18 protein-coding genes are annotated in these 18,653 nt (G+C 73.1%); 14 read left to right on the top strand and 4 right to left on the bottom strand.

Going from position 1 to position 18,653, the window contains the following annotated elements; genetic code table 11:
- The first annotated feature begins 93 nt into the window (after positions 1 to 93).
- The 4 genes from ID554_RS01080 (at position 94) to ID554_RS01065 (ending at position 4,872) form a co-directional block, all read left to right on the top strand.
- Positions 94 to 1,212: a baeRF2 domain-containing protein gene (locus ID554_RS01080; RefSeq protein ID WP_117229785.1), complete on the top strand. Its 1,119-nt coding sequence runs from the start codon at positions 94 to 96 to the stop codon at positions 1,210 to 1,212.
- A complete protein-coding gene (locus ID554_RS01075) occupies positions 1,205 to 2,290 on the top strand; it encodes a thiamine pyrophosphate-binding protein (protein WP_158573796.1) in 1,086 nt (361 codons plus the stop codon). Before ID554_RS01080 ends, ID554_RS01075 begins: the two co-directional genes overlap by 8 nt.
- Positions 2,291 to 2,365: 75 nt before the next feature.
- The gene (locus tag ID554_RS01070) at positions 2,366 to 3,787 is read left to right on the top strand and encodes a hypothetical protein (RefSeq protein ID WP_117229836.1); all 1,422 of its coding nucleotides are present in this window, start codon (positions 2,366 to 2,368) and stop codon (positions 3,785 to 3,787) included.
- Positions 3,788 to 4,005: 218 nt separating this feature from the next.
- Positions 4,006 to 4,872: a SigB/SigF/SigG family RNA polymerase sigma factor gene (locus ID554_RS01065; protein WP_117229787.1), complete on the top strand. Its 867-nt coding sequence runs from the start codon at positions 4,006 to 4,008 to the stop codon at positions 4,870 to 4,872.
- 97 nt (positions 4,873 to 4,969) lie between these two features.
- Here the strand turns inward: ID554_RS01065 and ctaD are convergent, their stop codons facing one another.
- The 3 genes from ctaD to ID554_RS01050 form a co-directional block, all read right to left on the bottom strand.
- Positions 4,970 to 6,970 (bottom strand): aa3-type cytochrome oxidase subunit I, encoded by a 2,001-nt coding sequence (gene ctaD, locus ID554_RS01060; protein WP_117229788.1) that lies wholly within the window; start codon positions 6,968 to 6,970, stop codon positions 4,970 to 4,972.
- A gap of 87 nt (positions 6,971 to 7,057) precedes the next feature.
- On the bottom strand, positions 7,058 to 7,783 hold the full coding sequence (locus ID554_RS01055; RefSeq protein WP_117229789.1) for an ATP-binding protein: 726 nt from the start codon (positions 7,781 to 7,783) through the stop codon (positions 7,058 to 7,060).
- A gap of 136 nt (positions 7,784 to 7,919) precedes the next feature.
- Positions 7,920 to 8,906: a glucosyl-3-phosphoglycerate synthase gene (locus tag ID554_RS01050; RefSeq protein ID WP_223884605.1), complete on the bottom strand. Its 987-nt coding sequence runs from the start codon at positions 8,904 to 8,906 to the stop codon at positions 7,920 to 7,922.
- 347 nt (positions 8,907 to 9,253) lie between these two features.
- On the opposite strand from ID554_RS01050, the gene secA2 reads away from it, so the two are divergent.
- From secA2 to ID554_RS01030, 4 genes are all read left to right on the top strand, one after another.
- Positions 9,254 to 11,548 (top strand): accessory Sec system translocase SecA2, encoded by a 2,295-nt coding sequence (gene secA2 / locus ID554_RS01045; RefSeq protein WP_117229793.1) that lies wholly within the window; start codon positions 9,254 to 9,256, stop codon positions 11,546 to 11,548.
- A 183-nt stretch (positions 11,549 to 11,731) separates the two neighbouring features.
- The gene (locus ID554_RS01040) at positions 11,732 to 12,472 is read left to right on the top strand and encodes a GAF and ANTAR domain-containing protein (protein ID WP_117229794.1); all 741 of its coding nucleotides are present in this window, start codon (positions 11,732 to 11,734) and stop codon (positions 12,470 to 12,472) included.
- 77 nt (positions 12,473 to 12,549) lie between these two features.
- The gene (locus ID554_RS01035) at positions 12,550 to 13,050 is read left to right on the top strand and encodes a DUF2231 domain-containing protein (RefSeq protein WP_117229795.1); all 501 of its coding nucleotides are present in this window, start codon (positions 12,550 to 12,552) and stop codon (positions 13,048 to 13,050) included.
- A gap of 134 nt (positions 13,051 to 13,184) precedes the next feature.
- Positions 13,185 to 13,955: a class I SAM-dependent methyltransferase gene (locus tag ID554_RS01030; protein ID WP_396888446.1), complete on the top strand. Its 771-nt coding sequence runs from the start codon at positions 13,185 to 13,187 to the stop codon at positions 13,953 to 13,955.
- A gap of 2 nt (positions 13,956 to 13,957) precedes the next feature.
- Here ID554_RS01030 and ID554_RS01025 read toward each other — a convergent pair whose 3' ends face one another.
- A complete protein-coding gene (locus tag ID554_RS01025) occupies positions 13,958 to 14,353 on the bottom strand; it encodes an ankyrin repeat domain-containing protein (protein ID WP_117229796.1) in 396 nt (131 codons plus the stop codon).
- Positions 14,354 to 14,495: 142 nt separating this feature from the next.
- On the opposite strand from ID554_RS01025, the gene ID554_RS01020 reads away from it, so the two are divergent.
- The 6 genes from ID554_RS01020 to ID554_RS00995 all read left to right on the top strand — a co-directional run bounded on the left by ID554_RS01020 (position 14,496) and on the right by ID554_RS00995 (position 18,267).
- Positions 14,496 to 14,957: a cysteine dioxygenase gene (locus tag ID554_RS01020; RefSeq protein ID WP_117229798.1), complete on the top strand. Its 462-nt coding sequence runs from the start codon at positions 14,496 to 14,498 to the stop codon at positions 14,955 to 14,957.
- Positions 14,958 to 15,022: 65 nt separating this feature from the next.
- A complete protein-coding gene (locus ID554_RS01015; RefSeq protein ID WP_117229799.1) occupies positions 15,023 to 15,520 on the top strand; it encodes a rhodanese-like domain-containing protein in 498 nt (165 codons plus the stop codon).
- A gap of 132 nt (positions 15,521 to 15,652) precedes the next feature.
- Positions 15,653 to 16,096: a winged helix-turn-helix domain-containing protein gene (locus ID554_RS01010; protein WP_223884604.1), complete on the top strand. Its 444-nt coding sequence runs from the start codon at positions 15,653 to 15,655 to the stop codon at positions 16,094 to 16,096.
- A 328-nt stretch (positions 16,097 to 16,424) separates the two neighbouring features.
- Positions 16,425 to 17,036 (top strand): winged helix-turn-helix domain-containing protein, encoded by a 612-nt coding sequence (locus ID554_RS01005; protein WP_117229801.1) that lies wholly within the window; start codon positions 16,425 to 16,427, stop codon positions 17,034 to 17,036.
- A gap of 68 nt (positions 17,037 to 17,104) precedes the next feature.
- A complete protein-coding gene (locus tag ID554_RS01000; protein ID WP_117229803.1) occupies positions 17,105 to 17,746 on the top strand; it encodes a nucleoside/nucleotide kinase family protein in 642 nt (213 codons plus the stop codon).
- A 122-nt stretch (positions 17,747 to 17,868) separates the two neighbouring features.
- Positions 17,869 to 18,267 (top strand): TraR/DksA family transcriptional regulator, encoded by a 399-nt coding sequence (locus tag ID554_RS00995; protein WP_117229805.1) that lies wholly within the window; start codon positions 17,869 to 17,871, stop codon positions 18,265 to 18,267.
- Positions 18,268 to 18,653: the final 386 nt, after the last annotated feature.

The raw sequence follows: 18,653 nt of genomic DNA, 5'->3' as shown, positions 1-18,653 counted from the left end.
ACGACGTGAATGAAAACCGGTCACGCGGTGGCTGGCAGGTGACAAGCCGGGTGGCGCGGGTAAGCGGTGGGCCGAGCTGGAAAGGGGTCGAGCATGCAGCTGTCCTTCCTGCGCCCGCTCTACCAGCGTCCGGGTCCGTGGTGCGCGGTCTACCTGGACGCCTCGCTGGACACCGAGGACGCCCACGCGGCACTCGACCTGCGCTGGCGCGGTCTGCAACAGCAGCTCGCCGAGCAGGGCGCCGACGAACCGACCATCGCCGCCATCGACCGGGTGGTGCGTGGCCACGACCCGATGCCCGGGGACTACGGGCTGGCCGTCTTCGGCGCCCACGGACGGGTGGTGCTCTCCGAGTACCTGGCCGCGCCGCCCCGGCGGGACCTGGCCGCGTACGCGCCGCTGCCGCACGTGATGCCGTTGCTGGCCCAGCGGGGTGAGCAGGTCGCCTGGGTGCGGGTGCTGGCCGACCGGACCGGCGCCGACGCGATGTCGGTCAGCGCCGGTGGGGTGCCCCGGCGGGCGCACGTCGCCGGTCGGGAGAGCTTCCCGCTGCGTCGGGTCAAGCCCGGCGGCTGGTCGCAGTCGCGCTACCAGCGTGCCGCCATGGAGGCATGGCACCACAACGCGGGCGACGTCACCGCCGCCACCGTGGAACTGGCCGAACGGGTCGGCGCCGAGGTGGTCGTGGTGGCCGGCGACATCCGGGCCACCGGCATGATCGCCGCCCAGATGCCGGCCCGCTGGCAGGACATGGTGGTCCGCACCGACGCCGGGTCCCGGGCGGAGGGGGCCGACCAGAGCCTGCTCGACGACCTGACCGTGCAGACCATCGCCGAGGTGGCCGACCAGCGGGTGACCGCCGCGCTGGACCGCTTCGGCACGCAGGAGGACGTCGGCGCCGGACTCGACGCCGTGGTCGCCGCGCTGCAACGCCACCAGGTCGACACGATGCTGCTGGTGGACGACCCGTCCGCCGACGGACAACTCTGGATCGGCCCGGCGGCCACCGACATCGCCACCGACCCGAACCAGCTCGCCACCGTGGCCGACCCGGCCCGGGTACGCGCCGACGCGGCGCTGGTGCGGGCGCTGGTGGGTACCGACGCCGAGTTGACCGTGCTGGGCCCGGACGAGGCTCCGGAACTGGTGGAGGGCGTCGGTGCGGTGCTGCGCTACGTCGACCCGGTCACCCCGGGACGGGGCGGTGCCTGACCCGCCCGTCGCGGACGCGGTCGTCGCGCGGTTGCTGGCCTGGCGGGTCGCGCGGGTCTACGGCGTGCCGGGTGCGGCGACCGCGCCGCTGGTCGAGGCCGTGCGTGCGGCCGGCGGCGACCCGGAGTTCGTACCCGTCCGGCACGCCGAGAGCGCCGCGCTGATGGCGGCCGGGCACGCCCGGTTCGCCGGTGGGGTCGGCGTCTGCCTCTCCGGCGGCGGACCGGACGCGCTGGGTCTGCTCGGCGGCCTCGACGCCGCCCGGCGGGCCGGCCTGCCGGTGCTGGCGGTGCTCGGCGAGCAGCAGCCGGACGGGCACCGCGACGACGGCCCGCGCTTCGCCGGGACGTGCCGGCACGTCCGGTACGCCGCCGACCCGGCCCGGGTGCCGGAGCTGGTGGACGAGGTGCTGGGCAGCGCCCTGCGCGGCGGCGGACCGGTGTGCCTGGTGCTGCCCGGCGAGGCGTCCGTCCGCCGCCCGTCGACGGACGCCGGCCGGGTGGTCGATCCGTGGCAGGCCCTCGACGACCTGGCCGCCCGGCTGCCCCCGGGTAGCGCGGTGACCGTGGACGGCGGCGCCACCGTCGCCGGGTACGCCCGGCACCTGCGTGTGCCGTCCGGCGTGGAGGTGCTGCGCACCGACGGGGCGCCAGGCACCGCCCTGCCGTACGCGCTGGCCGCGAAGCTGGCCGCCCCGGACCGCCCGGTGCTCGCCGTCGTCGCCGACGAGGGGATGCGCGCCTCGGGCCTGGCCGAGCTGGTCACCGTCGCCCGGCACCGGACGGCGTGGCCCGACCCGCGCCTGGTGCTGCTGGTGCTGAACACCCGATCCGGGCATCCCCGGTACGCGCAGTCGCCCCACCCGCCCGCCGACGACGTCCCGTACGCCGGCTGGGCGCGCCTGCTCGGCCTGCACGGCCTCCGCCTCGACCGCCCGGAGCTGGTCGGCGCGGCCGGGGACGAGGCGCTCGGCGCGGACCGGCCGTGCCTGCTGGAGCTGGTGGTCGGTCCGGCCGGTGTGGGCTCCGCCGGGGCGTTGCGCCCCGTCGGGGTGGACGGTGGAAGATCACCTGATTGATCCCACTCGGGGAGGGATGCCCTGTTTAAGCCGCATCCGGGCGGGAAGCCGGGCCGCGTGAGCGAACGGGGCACGGTGGGGCCGGCGCGAGGATCGCGACCGGGACTCACGGCAGCGGGTGCGGGACTGGCCGGTGACCGGGTGGTCGCGGTCGGTAGTGCCGCCCGGGTGCTCGTCGCGGCCATCGCCCGCGCGCTGCGCGACGCCGACTGCGCGGATCTCGGCCACGTCGGGCCGACGTCCCGCTTCGCGGGCACCCCGGACCCGATCCGCCGGGCCGCCGCCGCCCGCACCGCCGGCCGGGTCGCCCTCACCGCCGGCCAGGCCGCCGAGGTCGACGCGGGCCGGGTCGCCCGGTGGTTCGTCGACCAGTACCCGCACGGCCGGTACCCGGGAGTGCTGCTGGGCTCGCCGCACGGCGGGGCCGCCCACCTGGCGATGGCGCTCGGGATGCCGTGGCTGCCGGCCGGCTTCGAGATGACCGCGCACTGGCCGCGCGGTGCGGTGGACAGTCCCCGCGCCGCCCTGGACCACGGCGCCGCCCTCGCCGGTCGGCTGCTCGCCGGGAACCCCGACCTGCACGTCCGGCAGGTGCACTGCCCGGCGAGTCGGGGCTCGCTGGCCGGGGTGACGGTCGCGTTGACCGCCCGGTGGCGGACGCTGCCGGTGGCGTACCGGCGGTTCCTGGCCGGCCGGTTGGCGCCGGGTGCGCCGGTGCTGGTGCTCTGCGACGCGCGGACCTGGCCGGTGCACGACGCCGCCGACGGGCACAGCTTCCAGGTCGGCTGCCCGGGCAGCGGGCTGGAGCCGGTCGACTTCCACCCGGACAGCCACGCGCTGCGGCAGGTGCTGCGCTTAGCCGGGGGCGACGGCGCGCACTGGGAGCCGCCGGAGATCTCCGCCCCGCCCGCCGCCGCCGAGCACGGCGTGGAGCCCGGTCTGGACCGCGCCGTCCGGGAGTGGACCGCCCGCGCCGGGCATCCCGTGCACCGGCTTCTCTTCCCGGGGCCGGAGGTGCTCAGCGCCGCTGTCGCCGACCTGTACCGTCGCTGGCTGCGCGCCGCCGGCAAGACCGGTGACCGGTTGGTGGTGGAATGCGGCCGACTGCTCGACCCGTGGCAGGTGGTGCGGGCGGGGATGGTGCCGTACTGGTGCGAGAACGCCACCCGGCGCAACGTCGAGCAGGTCGAGTGGTGGCTGGCCGGCAGCGAGCCGTTCGTCTCGGTCGACGTGCTCCCCGAGCCGCCCGGAGTACGCTCACCGGCCCTCGCCGGGCTGCCGCAGTGGCTGGCCGTGGCCGGGTTCGGCCGCCGCCGCCGGGCACTGGACCGCGCCACCGCACGGGGCTACCCGGTGACCTCCGTGCCCACCCGCCGCGCCACCGAGGTGCTCCGCGCCCAGCCGTACGACCTGCCCACCCCGCCGCCGCTGGCGGTGCCCGACGCGCTGGCCACGCTGCGCGCCAGCGGCACCCCGCACGGCCTGCTCATCTGTTGAGGTGGGGCTGACGAAACATCCTCGCGAAGCCGCGCCGCCGTGATTGAGTACCTACGGAGCGGGAACACCGCCGGCTGCGACAGGCTGATCACCGTTGCCGTGGCGCGGCGTCGCCCGCTGGCATCCCAATCACCAACCCACTCTTCGGCCCGTGCGTGTCCACGCGCGTGCCCGGTGTCCACCGATCCGGGCGGGGTCCTTCCTGAGGGAGGCGCTGGATGTTCGGACAGACCAGCACGACCACACCACCACCGACGGACCGGGGGCTGGAGGATCTCGACGCGGCGGCGCTCGCGTACGCGGCACGGATCGAGGGAGTGCCGCCGGAGCGGCGCCAGGAGGCGCGTGACGACCTGGTCCGCTTCGCGTTGCCGTTCGCGGGCCGGTTGGCCCGCCGCTACCGGGGACGCGGGGAACCGCTGGAGGACCTGGAACAGGTGGCCCGTCTGGGGCTGGTCAACGCCGTCGACCGGTACGACCCGGAACGCGGCTCGTTCACCGCGTACGCCGCGATCACCATCGTGGGTGAGATCAAACGGCATTTCCGGGATCGCACCTGGGGTGTGCACGTGCCCCGCCGGTTGCGCGACCTGATCCTGGAGGTCGGGCAGGCGACGGCGGCGCTGACCAGCGAGCTGTCCCGCGCGCCCACGGTCGCGGAACTGTCCAAGCGGTTGGAGACGCCGGAGCAGGAGATCCTCGCCGCGCTGGAGTCGGCGGCCGGCTACAGCCCGGCGTCGCTCAACGCGCCGGTCGGCGGGGAGAGCTCGGCCGAGTTCGGTGACCTGGTCGGCGAGTCGGACATCTCGCTGGAATCCGTCGACGACCGGGTGACGGTCAGCGGGCTGCTGCACCGGCTGCCCTGGCGGGAACGGCGGATCCTGGCCATGCGGTTCTACGGCAACCAGACCCAGGCCGAGATCGCCGCCCGCTTCGGCATCTCCCAGATGCACGTCTCCCGGCTGCTGTCCCGGGCGCTGACCTGGCTGCGGCAGGCGATGCTCGCCGACGCGCCGCCGCCCTGGCAGAACGGCCCGGCCGAGTCCGAGACCACGAAGACGGCGGCGCGGACGACGGTTCGGTAAGGAGGGGTCCCCTGCTAACGCCTCGTGCATAGCAGGGGACCCCTCCTAACACTTTCCCCCGCGTATCCCGATCGGTGTGCAGTACGTGCGATCGGGCTCAGTTCTCGGTGCTGTCACCGGGCCCGCGCGGGTGCCGCCACCGGTCGTTCTGCTCCCGGCGTTCCGCGCCCAGCGGGTTGTCCTCCGGCTCGTCGGTGTCGGCGAAGCTGGGCCGACGCACCTCCTCCGGCGTCGGCACCTCCACCGGCCGGGCCCCGGACTGCGGCGCGGGCTGGTACGCCTCCGCCTCCGGCGCGCCGTGCGCGCCTCCGGGCGCCGGCGACTCGGGCGGGTGTGTCTCGCGGTGGATCTCGTCGCGGAACTCCTGGGGCGGCTTGACCGCCCGTTGGGGAAGGTCGCGGCCCAGGTCGGAGACGAGTTCGCCGTACTTGGCGTCGAAGGCCGGGCGCTCGGAGCGGATCCGCGGCATCCGGTCGAAGTTGCGCAGCGGCGGCGGGCAGGTGGTCGCCCACTCCAGCGAGTTGCCGAAGCCCCACGGGTCGTCCACCGTCACCTGGGCGCCGAAGCGCCAGGACTTCCAGGCGTTCCACATGAAGAACAACGTGGACGCGCCGAGCACGAACGAGAAGATGCTGGAGACCGTGTTGAGCGTGGTGAAGCCGTCGGTGGGCAGGTAGTCGGCGTACCGGCGCGGCATGCCCTCGTTGCCCAGCCAGTGGTGCACCAGGAAGGTGCCGTGGAAGCCGATGAACATGGTCCAGAAGTGCAGCTTGCCGAGCCGCTCGTCGAGCAGCCGCCCGGTCATCTTGGGCCACCAGAAGTAGAAGCCGGCGAAGAGTGCGAAGACCACCGTGCCGAAGACCACGTAGTGGAAGTGCGCCACCACGAAGTAGGTGTCGTGGGTGTGGAAGTCGGCGGGCGGGCTGGCCAGCAGCACACCGGTGAGGCCGCCGAGCAGGAAGGTCACCAGGAATCCGATGGAGAACAGCATCGGCGTCTCGAAGGTGAGCTGTCCCTTCCACATCGTGCCGATCCAGTTGAAGAACTTCACCCCGGTCGGCACCGCGATCAGATAGCTGAGGATGCTGAAGAACGGCAGCAGCACCTGGCCGGTGGCGAACATGTGGTGCGCCCACACGGTCATTGACAGCACGGTGATCGCGATGGTGGCCAGCACCAGGCCGGTGTAGCCGAAGATCGGCTTGCGGGAGAAGACCGGGATGACCTCGGTGATGATGCCGAAGAACGGCAGCGCGATGATGTAGACCTCGGGGTGCCCGAAGAACCAGAACAGGTGCTGCCACAGCATCGGGCCGCCGGTGTCCGGGTTGAACACCTGCGCGCCGAGCAGCCGGTCGGCGGTCAGCGCCAGCAGCGCGGCGGCCAGCAGCGGGAAGACCAGGATCACCAGCACGCTGGTGAACAGCATGTTCCAGGTGAAGATCGGCATCCGGAACATGGTCATGCCGGGGGCACGCAGGGTCAGGATCGTGGTGATCAGGTTGACCGCGCCGAGGATCGTGCCCAGACCCGACACGACCAGGCCGACCACCCACATGTTCGCGCCGACGCCGGGGGAGTGCTCGACGGTGCTCAACGGCGTGTACGCGGTCCACCCGAAGTCGGCCGAGCCCTGCGGGGTGAAGAACCCGCCGATCACCATCAGACCGCCGAACAGGTACAGCCAGTAGGCCAGCGCGTTCAGCCGGGGGAACGACACGTCCGGCGCGCCGATCTGGATCGGCACGATGTAGTTGCCGAAGCCGAACGCGGCGGGCGTGGCGAACAGCAGCAGCATCACGGCGCCGTGCGAGGTGAACAACTGGTTGTACTGCTCCGGCGAGAGGAACTGCATACCCGGGCGGGCCAGCTCGGCGCGGATCAGCATCGCCTCGATCCCGGCCAGCACGAAGAACGCGAACGAGGTCAGCAGATAGAGCAGCCCGATCTGCTTGTGGTCGGTGGTGGCCAGGAACCTGACCAGCTTCGCGCCGGGGAGCGGCGTACGCAGCGGGCCGGGATAGCCGCCGAACCGGGCCGGGGCCAGAATGGCCGGCCCTCGGTCACGTCCGGGTTCGGTGGTTACCCGCTCGGGCATGCGCTCTCACCCCGCTGACGACGCAAAAGGACGGGCGTGGCTACCCGCCCCGTCGACCATGTAACCAGGCGAGAAGGGGAATTTCGGTCAATTGGCCGGTAGCGTGGCCCAGACGGCCTTTCCGTCACCGGCCGGCGCGCTGCCCCAGCGATCGGCCAGCTCGCGTACCAGCAGCAGGCCCCGGCCGCCCTCGTCACGGTGCCCGGACTCGCCGGGCCGGGCCGGCGTGCTGCTGCCGTCGACCACCGCCAGGTGCAGCCACGGCCGCCGCAGGGTCACGGTCACCTGCATCGGCGTGCCGGCGTGGCGGACCACGTTGCCGACCAGCTCGCTGAGCACCACCGAGGCCGGGCCGACCGCCTCGGGCAGATTCCACCGCGCGCAGGCGTCGACGACCAGTTCCCGGGCCCGCCGGCAGGCCGCCGCCACCGGCTCCAGCCGCATCCGCAGCCGGGGCACGGCCGACGCGCCGGCCACCTGGGCCGCCTCGTCGCAGGAGCGGCGCATCGGCACCACCTGACAGGCACCCGAGTCGGCCAGCGATTCCACCGCCGGCCCCGGCGCGCAGAGCACCATCGGGACCACCGGCCAGCCGGCCGCCCGGCGTGCGGCGGCGGCGAAGACCGACACCGCCAGCGGGTGATCCACCCGCAGCCCGGAGAGGTCCACCACCAGGGCGTCGGGCTGGGCGGCCAGGCACCGATCCAGGACGCGGTACGCCGCGCGCGTGGTGGTCAGGTCGAGGGTGCCGGCGAGCCGGACGACGGTGACCGGTGCCCCGTCGTCCACCTCACAGATGATCCGGCTCGCCATCTCCGCCCTCGATACTCGACCGCCGCACGGCCTGCCAACTACCCGGGAGGCCGTGCGGCGAAACCGCGTCGTGGCGGCGGCGACCCGCCCTCCCGGGCGGCCGGCACGTGTGGGAGCGGTACCGCGACGAGCGGTCCTACGACGCCGCGACCACCCGCCGTCGCGGCACCCGGTGCCGCAGCTCCGCCAGGGGCGGTCGCTCCTGCACCGAGACGTCGCTGACCACGATCTCCCGGTCCAGGTTCGGCAGCGCGTCGGTGCCGCCCCGGCGGAACTGGGTGAGCAGCGCGGTGGGCAGCACGTCCGGGCTGGCCCAGCCCCGCCGCTGCAACCGGGACCAGGCGGTGAGCATGATCTGCGCGGACATCCGGCCCAGCGCGGCGGTGTCCTGGTGCCGGTGCTTGCGTTCCCCGAGGTCGACCTGGGCCAGGGCGTCCAGCCCGACGAGTTCCAGCAGGTCGATCAACATCGCGGTCTCCACGCCGTAGCCGGAGACGAAGGGCACCTGGGCAAGCACCTCGCGGCGGCCGGCGTACTCACCGGCCAGCGGCTGCACGAAACCGGCCAGCTCCGGCCAGAACAGGTTGAGCATCGGACGGGCCATCAGCTCGGTCACCCGGCCGCCGCCGTCGGCCTCCACGCCGCTGGTGTTGATCAGGGGCCGGTGGTAGAAGCCCTTGACGAAGTCGACCGACGGGTCGGTGAGCAGCGGGCCGATCAGGCCGGTGACGAAGTGTGGGCGGAACTCCCGCAGGTCGGCGTCGACGAACGCCACCACGTCGCCCTCCGCCGCGGCCAGTCCGGCCCAGAGCGCGTCGCCCTTGCCGGTCAGCCGGGGCAAGCCCTGGGTCATCGCGTCCTGGCCGACCACCTCGGCGCCGGCCGCCCGCGCCACCTCGGCGGTCCGGTCGGTCGACCGCGAGTCGACCACGATCAGCTCGTCGACCAGCGGCACCCGGTCCATCAGGTGTTCGCGGATGGTCGACACGATCGCCCCGACGGTGGCCTCCTCGTTGCGCGCCGGCAGCACCACGCTGACCCGGCTGTCGCCCTTGGCCCGCAGCAGCCGTCGCGTCGGCCAGTCGGCCGCCGAGGTCGTCCGATACGTGGCCCAGGCCTCCACCACGGGCGAGACCAGAGATTCAGTGTTCCGCACAGGCACCCCCTGATCGTCGCGGGAAGACCGGGAGTCGGATTTCCCAGCACCCCGCACGCTAATCGGATCCATCCCCCAGCTTGATCACCACCGTGCTCCCGGCACGTTCCCGCCGGATGAACGTTTGATTGCGGCCGGTCCGGGCACCTGCCCGACGGGGAACGTGGCCGGGACCGCAAGCGCGCGACACGCCATTGACCTGCTGACTCGCCGTTCCCGACGGGCCGAACGGAGGAGACGGCCGGGCAGGCTCACGCAACAGCAGTCCCGTCGGGCCGTCACAACCGGCCTCCGGTCGCGTACCGTTGCGGCTCATGGGTGTGTCGCAACGGTTGAAGACCAGGTTCCGCCGGTTCCTCCAGCGCCCGGGGACCACGGTTGATCTGGCCCCGCTGGAGAAGCTGCTGCCGGCCATCGAGGCCCGCGAGGAGAAGGTCTCGGCGTTCGACGACGCCGAGCTCACCGAGGCCGCCGACGCCGCGTCGAGCTACGAAGAGATCTGCGCGCTCGGCCGCGAGGCGGCTGGTCGTGGCCTCGACCAACGGCCGTACGACGTCCAGCTGCTCGGCGCGATGTCGCTGCTCTCCGGCAAGGTCGCCGAGATGGCCACCGGTGAGGGCAAGACGCTGACCGCCGCGATCGCCGCGTACGGGCACGTCCGGCTCGGCAACGGCCCGGTGCACGTGCTCACCGTCAACGACTACCTGGCCCGCCGCGACGCCCAGTGGATGGAGCCGGTCTACACCCTGCTCGGGCTCACCGTCGGGTGGGTCAACGAGGCGTCCACCCCGATCGAGCGGCGGGCCGCGTACGCCTGCGACGTGACCTACGTCTCGGTCAGTGAGGCGGGCTTCGACTTCCTGCGCGACCAGCTCGTCACCGACATCGCCGACCGGGTCCAGCCGCCGCTGCGCACCGCCATCGTCGACGAGGCGGACTCGATCCTGATCGACGAGGCCCGGGTGCCGATGGTGCTCGCCGGTTCGGTCCCGGGCGATCAGGACCCGGTGCACACCGCCGCCGGGCTGGTGCGTGGCCTGCGCAAGGGCAAGCACTACACCGTCGCCGAGGACGGCCGCAGCGCCGCCTTCACCTCCGGCGGCCTGGCCGCCGTCGAGGCCAAGCTCGGCGTCGACCTGTACGACGAGGAGAACGTCGAGCAGCTCTCGGCCGTGAACGTGGCGCTGCACGCGCACGCCCTTCTGCACCGGGACGTGGACTACATCGTCCGGGACGGCACGGTCGAGCTGATCGACGAGATGCGCGGCCGCGTCGCCCAGCGGCGTCGCTGGCCCGACGGGCTCCAGGCCGCGGTCGAGGCCAAGGAGGGGCTGGACGCCACCGCCGAGGGCGAGGTGCTGGGCACGATCGCCGTGCAGGCGTACATCGGCCTCTACCCGAAGGTGTGCGGCATGACCGCGACCGCGGTGCTGGTCGGCGACCAACTCCGGGAGTTCTTCGGCCTGGAGGTCGCGGTGATCCCGCCGAACACCCCGTGTGTGCGGGTGGACGAGCCGGACCGCATCTACGCCACCCGGGCCGAGAAGGAAGAGGCGCTGATCGACGAGATCAAGCGCTGCCACGCCGACGGGCGTCCGGTGCTGGTGGGCACGCTCGACGTCAAGGAGTCCGAGCAGCTCGCCGCCGGTCTGAACGCGGCCGGCGTGCCCTGCGTGGTGCTCAACGCCAAGAACGACGACGAGGAGGCGGCGATCATCGCCGAGGCCGGTGCCCACGGCACGGTGACCGTCTCCACCCAGATGGCCGGCCGGGGCGTGGACATCCGCCTCGGCGGCAGCGACCAGATCGACCGGGACCAGGTCGCCGAGCTGGGCGGCCTCTACGTGATCGGCAGCGGCCGGCACGACAGCCGCCGGGTCGACGACCAGCTCCGTGGCCGGGCCGGGCGGCAGGGCGACCCGGGCGGGTCGGTCTTCTTCGTCAGCCTTGAGGACGACCTGGTGGTCCGGCACGCCGGTGACACCGTGCCGCCCTCGCCCCGGATGAACGCCGACGGTCTGGTCACCGACGCGCAGGTGGACTACGCCGTGGAGCACGCGCAGCGGGTCGCGGAGGGGGTCAACCACGAGATCCACCGCAACACCTGGCGCTACAGCGTGGTCATCGAGCAGCAGCGCAAGGCGCTCGCCGAACGCCGGGAGCGGCTGCTGACCAGCGACGTCGCGGCGCTGATGCTGCTGGACAAGATGCCCGACAAGGCCGGAGAGATGGACGAGGACCTGCTCGCCCGGGCGGCCCGGTCGATCGCGCTCTACCACCTCGACCGGCTCTGGGCCGCGCACCTGGCCGAGCTCTCCGAGGTGCGTGAAGGTGTGCACTTGCGGGCACTGGGCCGACTGGACCCGCTCGACGAGTTCCACCGCGCCGCCGTGCCCGCCTTCACCAACCTGGTGCCCGAGATCGAGGCCCGCACCCTGGCGACCTTCGAGGAAACGGAGTTCGACGAGGACTGGGAGCCGGACGAGTCCGAGCTGACGCGGCCGAGCGCCACCTGGACGTACCTGGTGCACGACAACCCGTTCGGCTCCGAGCTGGACCGACTGATCGCCTCGGTCGGCCGACGTCTGTCCGGAGCCGGTTCCCGCTGACCCGTCCACGCCCCTCCCGGTGGTCGTCGTACCCTGGGAGGGGCGCCGGTTTGCGGCGTTTCGACCCATATTCGGGTGGGTAGTAGGGCGGGTCCGTGCTACCGGAGTCGTCCTCGGATCGAGGCGCAGACCGAGGAGGAGACAGGTGACGACGCTGGCCGCGGGTGCCGGAGCGGGGCGCAGGTGAACCTGGAGACCAGCCCTCCACCGGCCGAGACCCTCGGCGTCCTGGAGACGGCAGCCCTGTTGCGGGAACTGACCGCCGGGCTGATCGCGGTGGAGGACTTCGACGCGGCGCTCACCGCGCTGGTACGCATCACCCGCGACGCCCTGGCCAGGGTGAGCTGGTGCGGCTTCACCGCCCTGCGGGCCGGCGAGCCCGCTGGGGTGGCCGCCTCCGACGCCCCGCTCGCCGGGCTGGACGACCTGAGCTACGGCCCCGACACCCCGGCGATGGAGGCGATCCGCCGCCGCGAGATGGTCGGCGCCGAGAACCTCGACGCCGAGCCCCGCTGGCCGGACTGGACGCCCCGGGCCCGGGAACTCGGCGTGCACGGCGTGATCTCCGCGCCGGTCGACATCGACGAGCAGGTGATCGGCGCGGTCAACCTCTACGCCGGTGAGTGCGATGTGCTCTCCTCCGGTCACCAGTTGACCGCGATGCTGCTCGCCGAGCACGCTGGCCTGCTGCTGGCCGCCGTACGCGATCGGGAGCGGCGGGCTGCCCTGGCCGGCGAGCAGGACGCCACGCTGCTCGCCGACGGCGTGATCGGCCACGCCGTCGGGGTGATCATGACGCAGCGCGGCTGCCCGGCCGACGACGCCCTCCAGGTGCTGCGCAGCGCGGCCTCGTCGCTGTCGATCCCGCTGCGCGAGGTGGCCGAACGGCTGGTGAGTACGGTCTCCCGACCTCGGGACAACTGACCCGAGGCGTCGTTTCGCCCGGCTGGCGCCCGGGTAGCACCCTGGACTGACGGCTGATCCGATCCCAGGGGGAAGCGATGCAGAGCCGGCTGCGGGTGCAGGGGCACCCCATCCAACCGATGCTGGTGACGTTCCCGTACGGGCTCTTCGTCTGCGCGACCATCTTCGACCTCGCCGACGTGGTCGGCGGTCCGGTCTTCCTCGGTGAGGTCGGCTACTGGACGGCGGTGGCCGCGCTGGTGGCGGCGGCGCTGACCACGATCGCCGGGATGGTCGACCTGTGGGACGTGCCACCGGACCGCGTCCGCCGCACCGCGATCACCTTCAACCTGGTCAACGCCGGCATGGCCGGGCTGTTCCTGATCTCCTGCCTGGTCCGGGCCGACGCCCCGAACCGCGGCGCGGCACCCGCGCTGCTGGTCGTCGAGGTGGTCGCGCTGGCGATCGGCGGGGTCGGCGTGCACCTCGGCTCGCGGCTGATGCGCCACTTCGAGTCCGCCAGCACCGAGGCGGCCGGCTTCGATGCCCTGCGCGGCGTCGACGCCCCGACCGCGGAGGTCGTCCGCCCCCGCCCGTAGTCGGTGAAAGGAAGGGTCCCCTTCTAACGCCTGGTGTATAGGAAGGGACCCCTCCTAACTCGAACCCGAAACCCGCTCGGACCCGAAACCCGAAATCGGATTGCCGGGGTGGGGCAGGCGAGGATGCTGGCCCGATGCTGTCCATGGGAGCGGGATTCGAGGAACTGGTCGCCGACGGGGAGGCCGCGCCGGTCGAGGGGTGGGCGTTCGACTGGCTGGCCGGGCGGGCCACCGAGGAGCGTCCCCCCTGGGGGTACGCCCGCCTGGTAGCGGCGCGGATGGCGACCGCCGACGCGGCGTTGGACGTCGACACCGGCGGGGGAGAGGTGCTCGCGGGAGTGCCGCGTCCGCCTCGGCTGCTGGTGGCGACCGAGGCGTGGCCACCGAACGTGCCGGTGGCCCGGGAGAATCTCCGCCCGCTCGGGGCGACCGTGGTGGCGGTGGCCCCGGACGCGCCGCTGCCGTTCCGTGACCGCAGCTTCGACCTGGTGGTCAGCCGCCATCCGGTACGTACCGACTGGCCGGAGGTGGCGCGCGTGCTGCGGCCGGGCGGGACGTTCCTGTCCCAGCAGATCGGCCCGGGGACGGTACGCGAACTCAGCGAGGCGATCCTCGGGCCGCTGCCGCCACCGGCGTACCGGCATCCGGAGCAGGCGGTCGCGCAGGCCCGTGCGGCCGGCCTGACCGTGGTGGACCTGCGCGAGGCGACACTGCGGACGGTCTTCCACGACATCGGTACAGTGGTCTGGTTCCTGCGCAAGGTGGTCTGGACCGTACCCGGCTTCACCGTGCAGGCGTACCGGCCTGCGCTGGCCCGCCTGCACGCGCGCATCCGGGCCGAGGGCCCGTTCGTCGCGTACGCCCGGCGGTTCCTCGTCGAGGCGACCCGGCCGGCGGCGCCCTGACCTCAGGCCGCCGGGCGCAGCAGCGCGAGCATCTCCGGCAGGTCGAAGAACTGGGCTGTCTCCACGGCGGACGGATTGCCGCCGTCCGGGTCGGCACCCGCGTCGAGCAGCGCGCGGACCGCCGGGGCGTTCTTGCGGAACACCGCCGCGGCCAGGGCGGTCTGGCCCCGGTCGTTGGTTCGGGAGTGGTCGGCGCCCCGGCCCAGCAGGGCAGTGACGGTCTCCGGGTGAGCGTGGTACGCCGCCAGGATCAGCAGGCTGTCGCCCCGCTCGTTGGTCAGGTTGACCGGCAGCCCCGCGTCGACGTAACCGGCGAGTTCCGTGGTCGCGCCGTCGCGCGCCAGGTCGAACATCCGGTGTGCGAACTCCAGGGTCTCGGCGTCGAGTTCCTCGCTCACCGGTACAGGTTAGTGGGGCGGTACGCCGCTGCTCGGCGCGGTCCGTGTCGGCCTCCCAGCATGTAGAATTACCTACTAAACCTATAGGGCTTACCGTCTAGACTGGCCCGGTAACCGCACCGTTGACCGTCCGTGAGGCCACATGTCTGCCCTGCCCGTCACCGAGCCGGACCTGCTCGCCGTCGCCCGGCGGTGGGCCGCCGAAGCCGCGAACTGGCCCGTGCCGCTGCGCTTCGACCCGACCACCCGCTGGTACGCGCGACTCGCCGCCGACTCCCATCACGAGGTGTGGGCGCTGAGCTGGCTCCCCGGGCAGGGCACCGACCTGCACGACCACGGCGGCTCCTCCGGCGCCTTCCTGGTCACCGCAGGCGTCCTGACCGAGGAGACGGTGAGCGGCGGGCGGCTGCGCCCGCACCTGCTCGCCGCCGGCTCCGGCCGCCGCTTCGGACCACGGCACGTGCACGTGGTGACCAACCGGCACGCCGAACCCGCGGTCAGCGTGCACGTCTACCGCCCGGCACTGCGCCGGATGACTCGTTATCGCCTAGCACAGGGCCGGCTGCTCGTCGCCGAGGTGGCCGAGGCCGGCGTGTCATGGTGATCTCCCACGCCGCGTCGCCACCCGATCGTGCGCCCGGCCGCGTACCCCCTTGGAGGGAACCGATGATGTCGCAGAACCGTTCCGTCGCCACACGCTGTCCGGCGTCGGTGCCGCCCCCGGGCTCCCGGGGCATCGACGAGATCCTGGCCGCCGCCCGCACCCGACTCGACCGGCTCGATCCCGAGCAGGCGCACATGGCGCACCGGACCGGTGCTCTGCTGGTCGACATCCGTCCGGCCGCCCAGCGCGCCGCGCACGGCACCGTGCCCGGCTCGCTGATCGTCGAGCGCAACGTGCTGGAGTGGCGGTTCGACCCGCGCTGCGCCGCCCGGCTACCGCAGGCCGTCGGGTACGACGTGCCGGTGATCGTCATCTGTCAGGAGGGCTACACCTCGTCGCTGGCCGCCGCCGCGTTGCAGGACATCGGCCTGTACCGGGCGACCGACGTGATCGGTGGGTTCGCCGCCTGGCGGATCGTCGGCCTGCCCGTGCTCGGTCCCACCCCGCCCACCAGACCGTCCACCCTCGCGTCCCCGGCGACCGCCGGCCGGGCGTCCCACTGAGCATCCACGCCCACCCGGCGTGGCGGTAGTCCCCAGGAGGCCACCATGTCCGTCGTCGCGATCAACCCACGCCAGTCTCCGCCCGGCCGCACGAACCGTGCCCGGCTGGTGCGGCAGCGTACCGGGCCGACCCTGACCATCACCGTCGACCTCGCCTCGGCGGCCGCGAGCCCCTGCCTGAACCGCCTGCTGGAGCTGCTGAGCGAACTCGCCGAGTCGGGCGAGGGGCGGGTGTCGGGCAACGACGACGTCGAGCGGCCGACCGTGGTGGAGGACCCGCGGGCCGTGTGGATACTCACCGGACCGCGCCGGGTGCGTCAGGGCGACCGGGACGTCCCGCTGACCCGCATCGAGTACGACCTGCTGCTCTTCCTCGCCGAGCGGCCGCGTCGGGTGTTCACCCGCCTCCAACTGCTCAACTCGGTCTGGGGCCACGACCACGCGGTGGCCCGCACCGTCGACGTGCACGTGCGTCGGCTGCGCGCCAAGCTGGGCGTCGACACGCCTCTGCTGACCACGGTCCACGGTGTGGGGTACCGCCTCGCCGACGACGCCCGGGTGACCGTCCGGCGGTGAGCCCGACCGACGGGTGTGGCGTGCCCCCTGACGGGACACGCCACACCGGTCCGTCTCGTATGCGTGACAGTGCCGATCCCGCACGAGGTCCGTCACGCCATCGGGGGGAACGCGAGACCCGTCGGCGACCCCCGCATCAGGTCAACTTTGCGACTCTGCTGTAATCAACTGGCCTCGTACGCAGAGCGAGCGGTCGGCTCCGATGTGTCGGTCAATTGTCACATTCATGCAACGCGGCCGCCCCTTGACCCTCGCACGGGTGCCGGGAAGCATCGATAAGGCGGCGTCCCGGGGCCGTGGGGAAAGCCCGGACCAGCCAAGGAGGACCATGTCGGTCAGCCCCGCATCGTCGCGCGCCGGATGGCATACGTCCCAACCTGCGGTGCCCGGTCGCCCGCCCGGCGGTCAGCGACGTCCGGCCAACTCCACCACACCCGTCCTCACCGTCACCCTGTCCATTCCGCTGGTCTGCGAGGAGTCGTTGACACCGGCCGCCCGGCGGCTGCTCGACGCGGCCCGGGAACTGCTGGAACGAGGCGAGGGGACGATCGTCGCCAGTGCGCCGGTGGTGCCGGAGCGGCGTACCGAGAGCGTCCCCGCCGGACGCTCGCCGGCGCGGCAACTGGCCCCGACCATCCCGACCCTGCACATCCTCGCCTCGTCCCGTTCGGTGTTGCGCGACGGTGACCCGCTGCCGCTGACCCGGCTGGAGTTCGACCTGCTGCTGCACCTGGTGGCGCACCCGCGACGGGTGTTCACCCGGCTCCAACTGCTCAACGCGGTCTGGGGCTACGAACACGCCGGGGTCCGTACCGTGGACGTGCACGTGCGTCGGCTGCGCGGCAAGGTCGGGGTGGACGTACCCCTGGTCACCACCGTCTACGGCGTCGGCTACCGGCTGGCCGACGACGCCCGCGTCACCCTCGACCGCACCGCCTGACCCGCCCGAGCGCGCCCGCCGGCCGGGTCACGACGAACAGCCGACGGCGATCCGGGCACGATGGTCGGATGCGGGTACGTCCGGTCTCACCAGAGCTGCTCGTCGCCGAGCTGGCCGAGCGGTTCGCCGACGCCGCGCCGACGCGACGGCTGCGGGTCGCCGTGGACGGCGCCCCCGCCGCCCGCCCCGACGACCTGGCCGCCGCCCTGATCGACCCGCTGCGCACCCTCGGCCGCCCGGTGTTGCACGTCCGGGCCGAGGACTTCCTCCGCCCCGCCTCGGTACGTCTGGAACGCGGACGTACCAATCCGGACGCCTACTACGAGGGCTGGGTCGACGAGGCCGGCCTACGCCGCGAGGTGCTCGACCCGACCGGGCCCCACGGCTCCGGTCGGGTACTGCCCTCGCTCTGGGACGCCCGGGCCGACCGGGCCAGCCGGGCCGGCTACCTCGAACTCGGGCCCGGCGGCGTGGTGCTGGTCAGCGGCACGTTCCTGCTCGGCGGCGGACTGCCCTTCGACGTCGTCGTCCACCTGGAGCTGTCGCCCGCCGCGCTGCGCCGGCGCACCGACCCCGACCTGGCCTGGACGCTGCCCGCGTTCGCCCGGTACGCCGACGAGGTCGCACCGGCCGACTTCGCCGATGTGGTGGTGCGGGCCGACGACCCGCGCCGACCGGCGATCGTGGAACCCGGCGACGACCCGGTTTGACCTGCGGACGCACCGGGTACTCGCGGGGCTCACGGCGCCCGGGTGTCCTCGCCTGGGCGGTATGACCGGGTGGGGACAGGCCCGTCCGCGATGACGATGAGGACCAGGAAAGGCAGGCAGCCATGCTCGTCCACGACACGGTCGGCACGGGCCGATCCCAGGAGGAGATCGACCAGATCCGACTCTCCCTGCAGGCCCGCCACGACGAGCTGTCCGCGGAGTACGAGCAGGCGGTGCAGCAGAGCCACGTGCTGCGGCTGGTCGAGGTCGGCGACACCGCCGGCGACGACCAGGCCGACAGCGGCACCAAGACCGCCGAGCGGGACACCGCGCAGTCGCTGCTGCGGACCATCCTGGACCGGCGTGCCCAGTACGAGCACGCGTTGACGCGCCTCGCCGAGGGCACCTACGGCTTCTGCGAGGGCTGCACCTCGCCGATCCCGGTGGAACGGCTGGAGATCTTCCCGTCGGCGACCACCTGCGTGACCTGCAAGCAGACGCGCGAGCGTCGGGCTGCCTGAGCCGGCGGCGACCGGTCGGTCCGGGACGCGGCGGGGACCTCACCCATGGGCGAGATCAGGGTGGGAACCGCCTCCTGGACCGACCGGACCCTGCTGAAGGTCGACCGGCGCTGCCTCGCCCCCACCCGCCCCCACCCGGTTGATCAAGAAGTTGGGGACCTGGCGCGTGCGGAATGAGCGCCCAAACTTCTTGATCAACTCGGCGGGCCGGGGGTGGGGGGCGACACGGAGGTGGCTGACGATGACGGCTCGGGTGGTACCACGCTGGCGACGGGACGCGGTGCTGCGTGTCGTCGGCGCGTCCGGCCAGGTCCGGCGGGCGCCGCGAGCCGGGCGGAGCAGCCCGGTCCGGCCCCGGCGCGGCCCGGTGGGGCCGCCGCGACGGC

Source organism: Micromonospora craniellae, assembly GCF_014764405.1.
GTDB lineage: Bacteria > Actinomycetota > Actinomycetes > Mycobacteriales > Micromonosporaceae > Micromonospora > Micromonospora craniellae.
The sequence above is the reverse complement of the archived record's forward strand: the minus strand, read 5'-3'. Positions and strand labels throughout refer to the sequence as shown.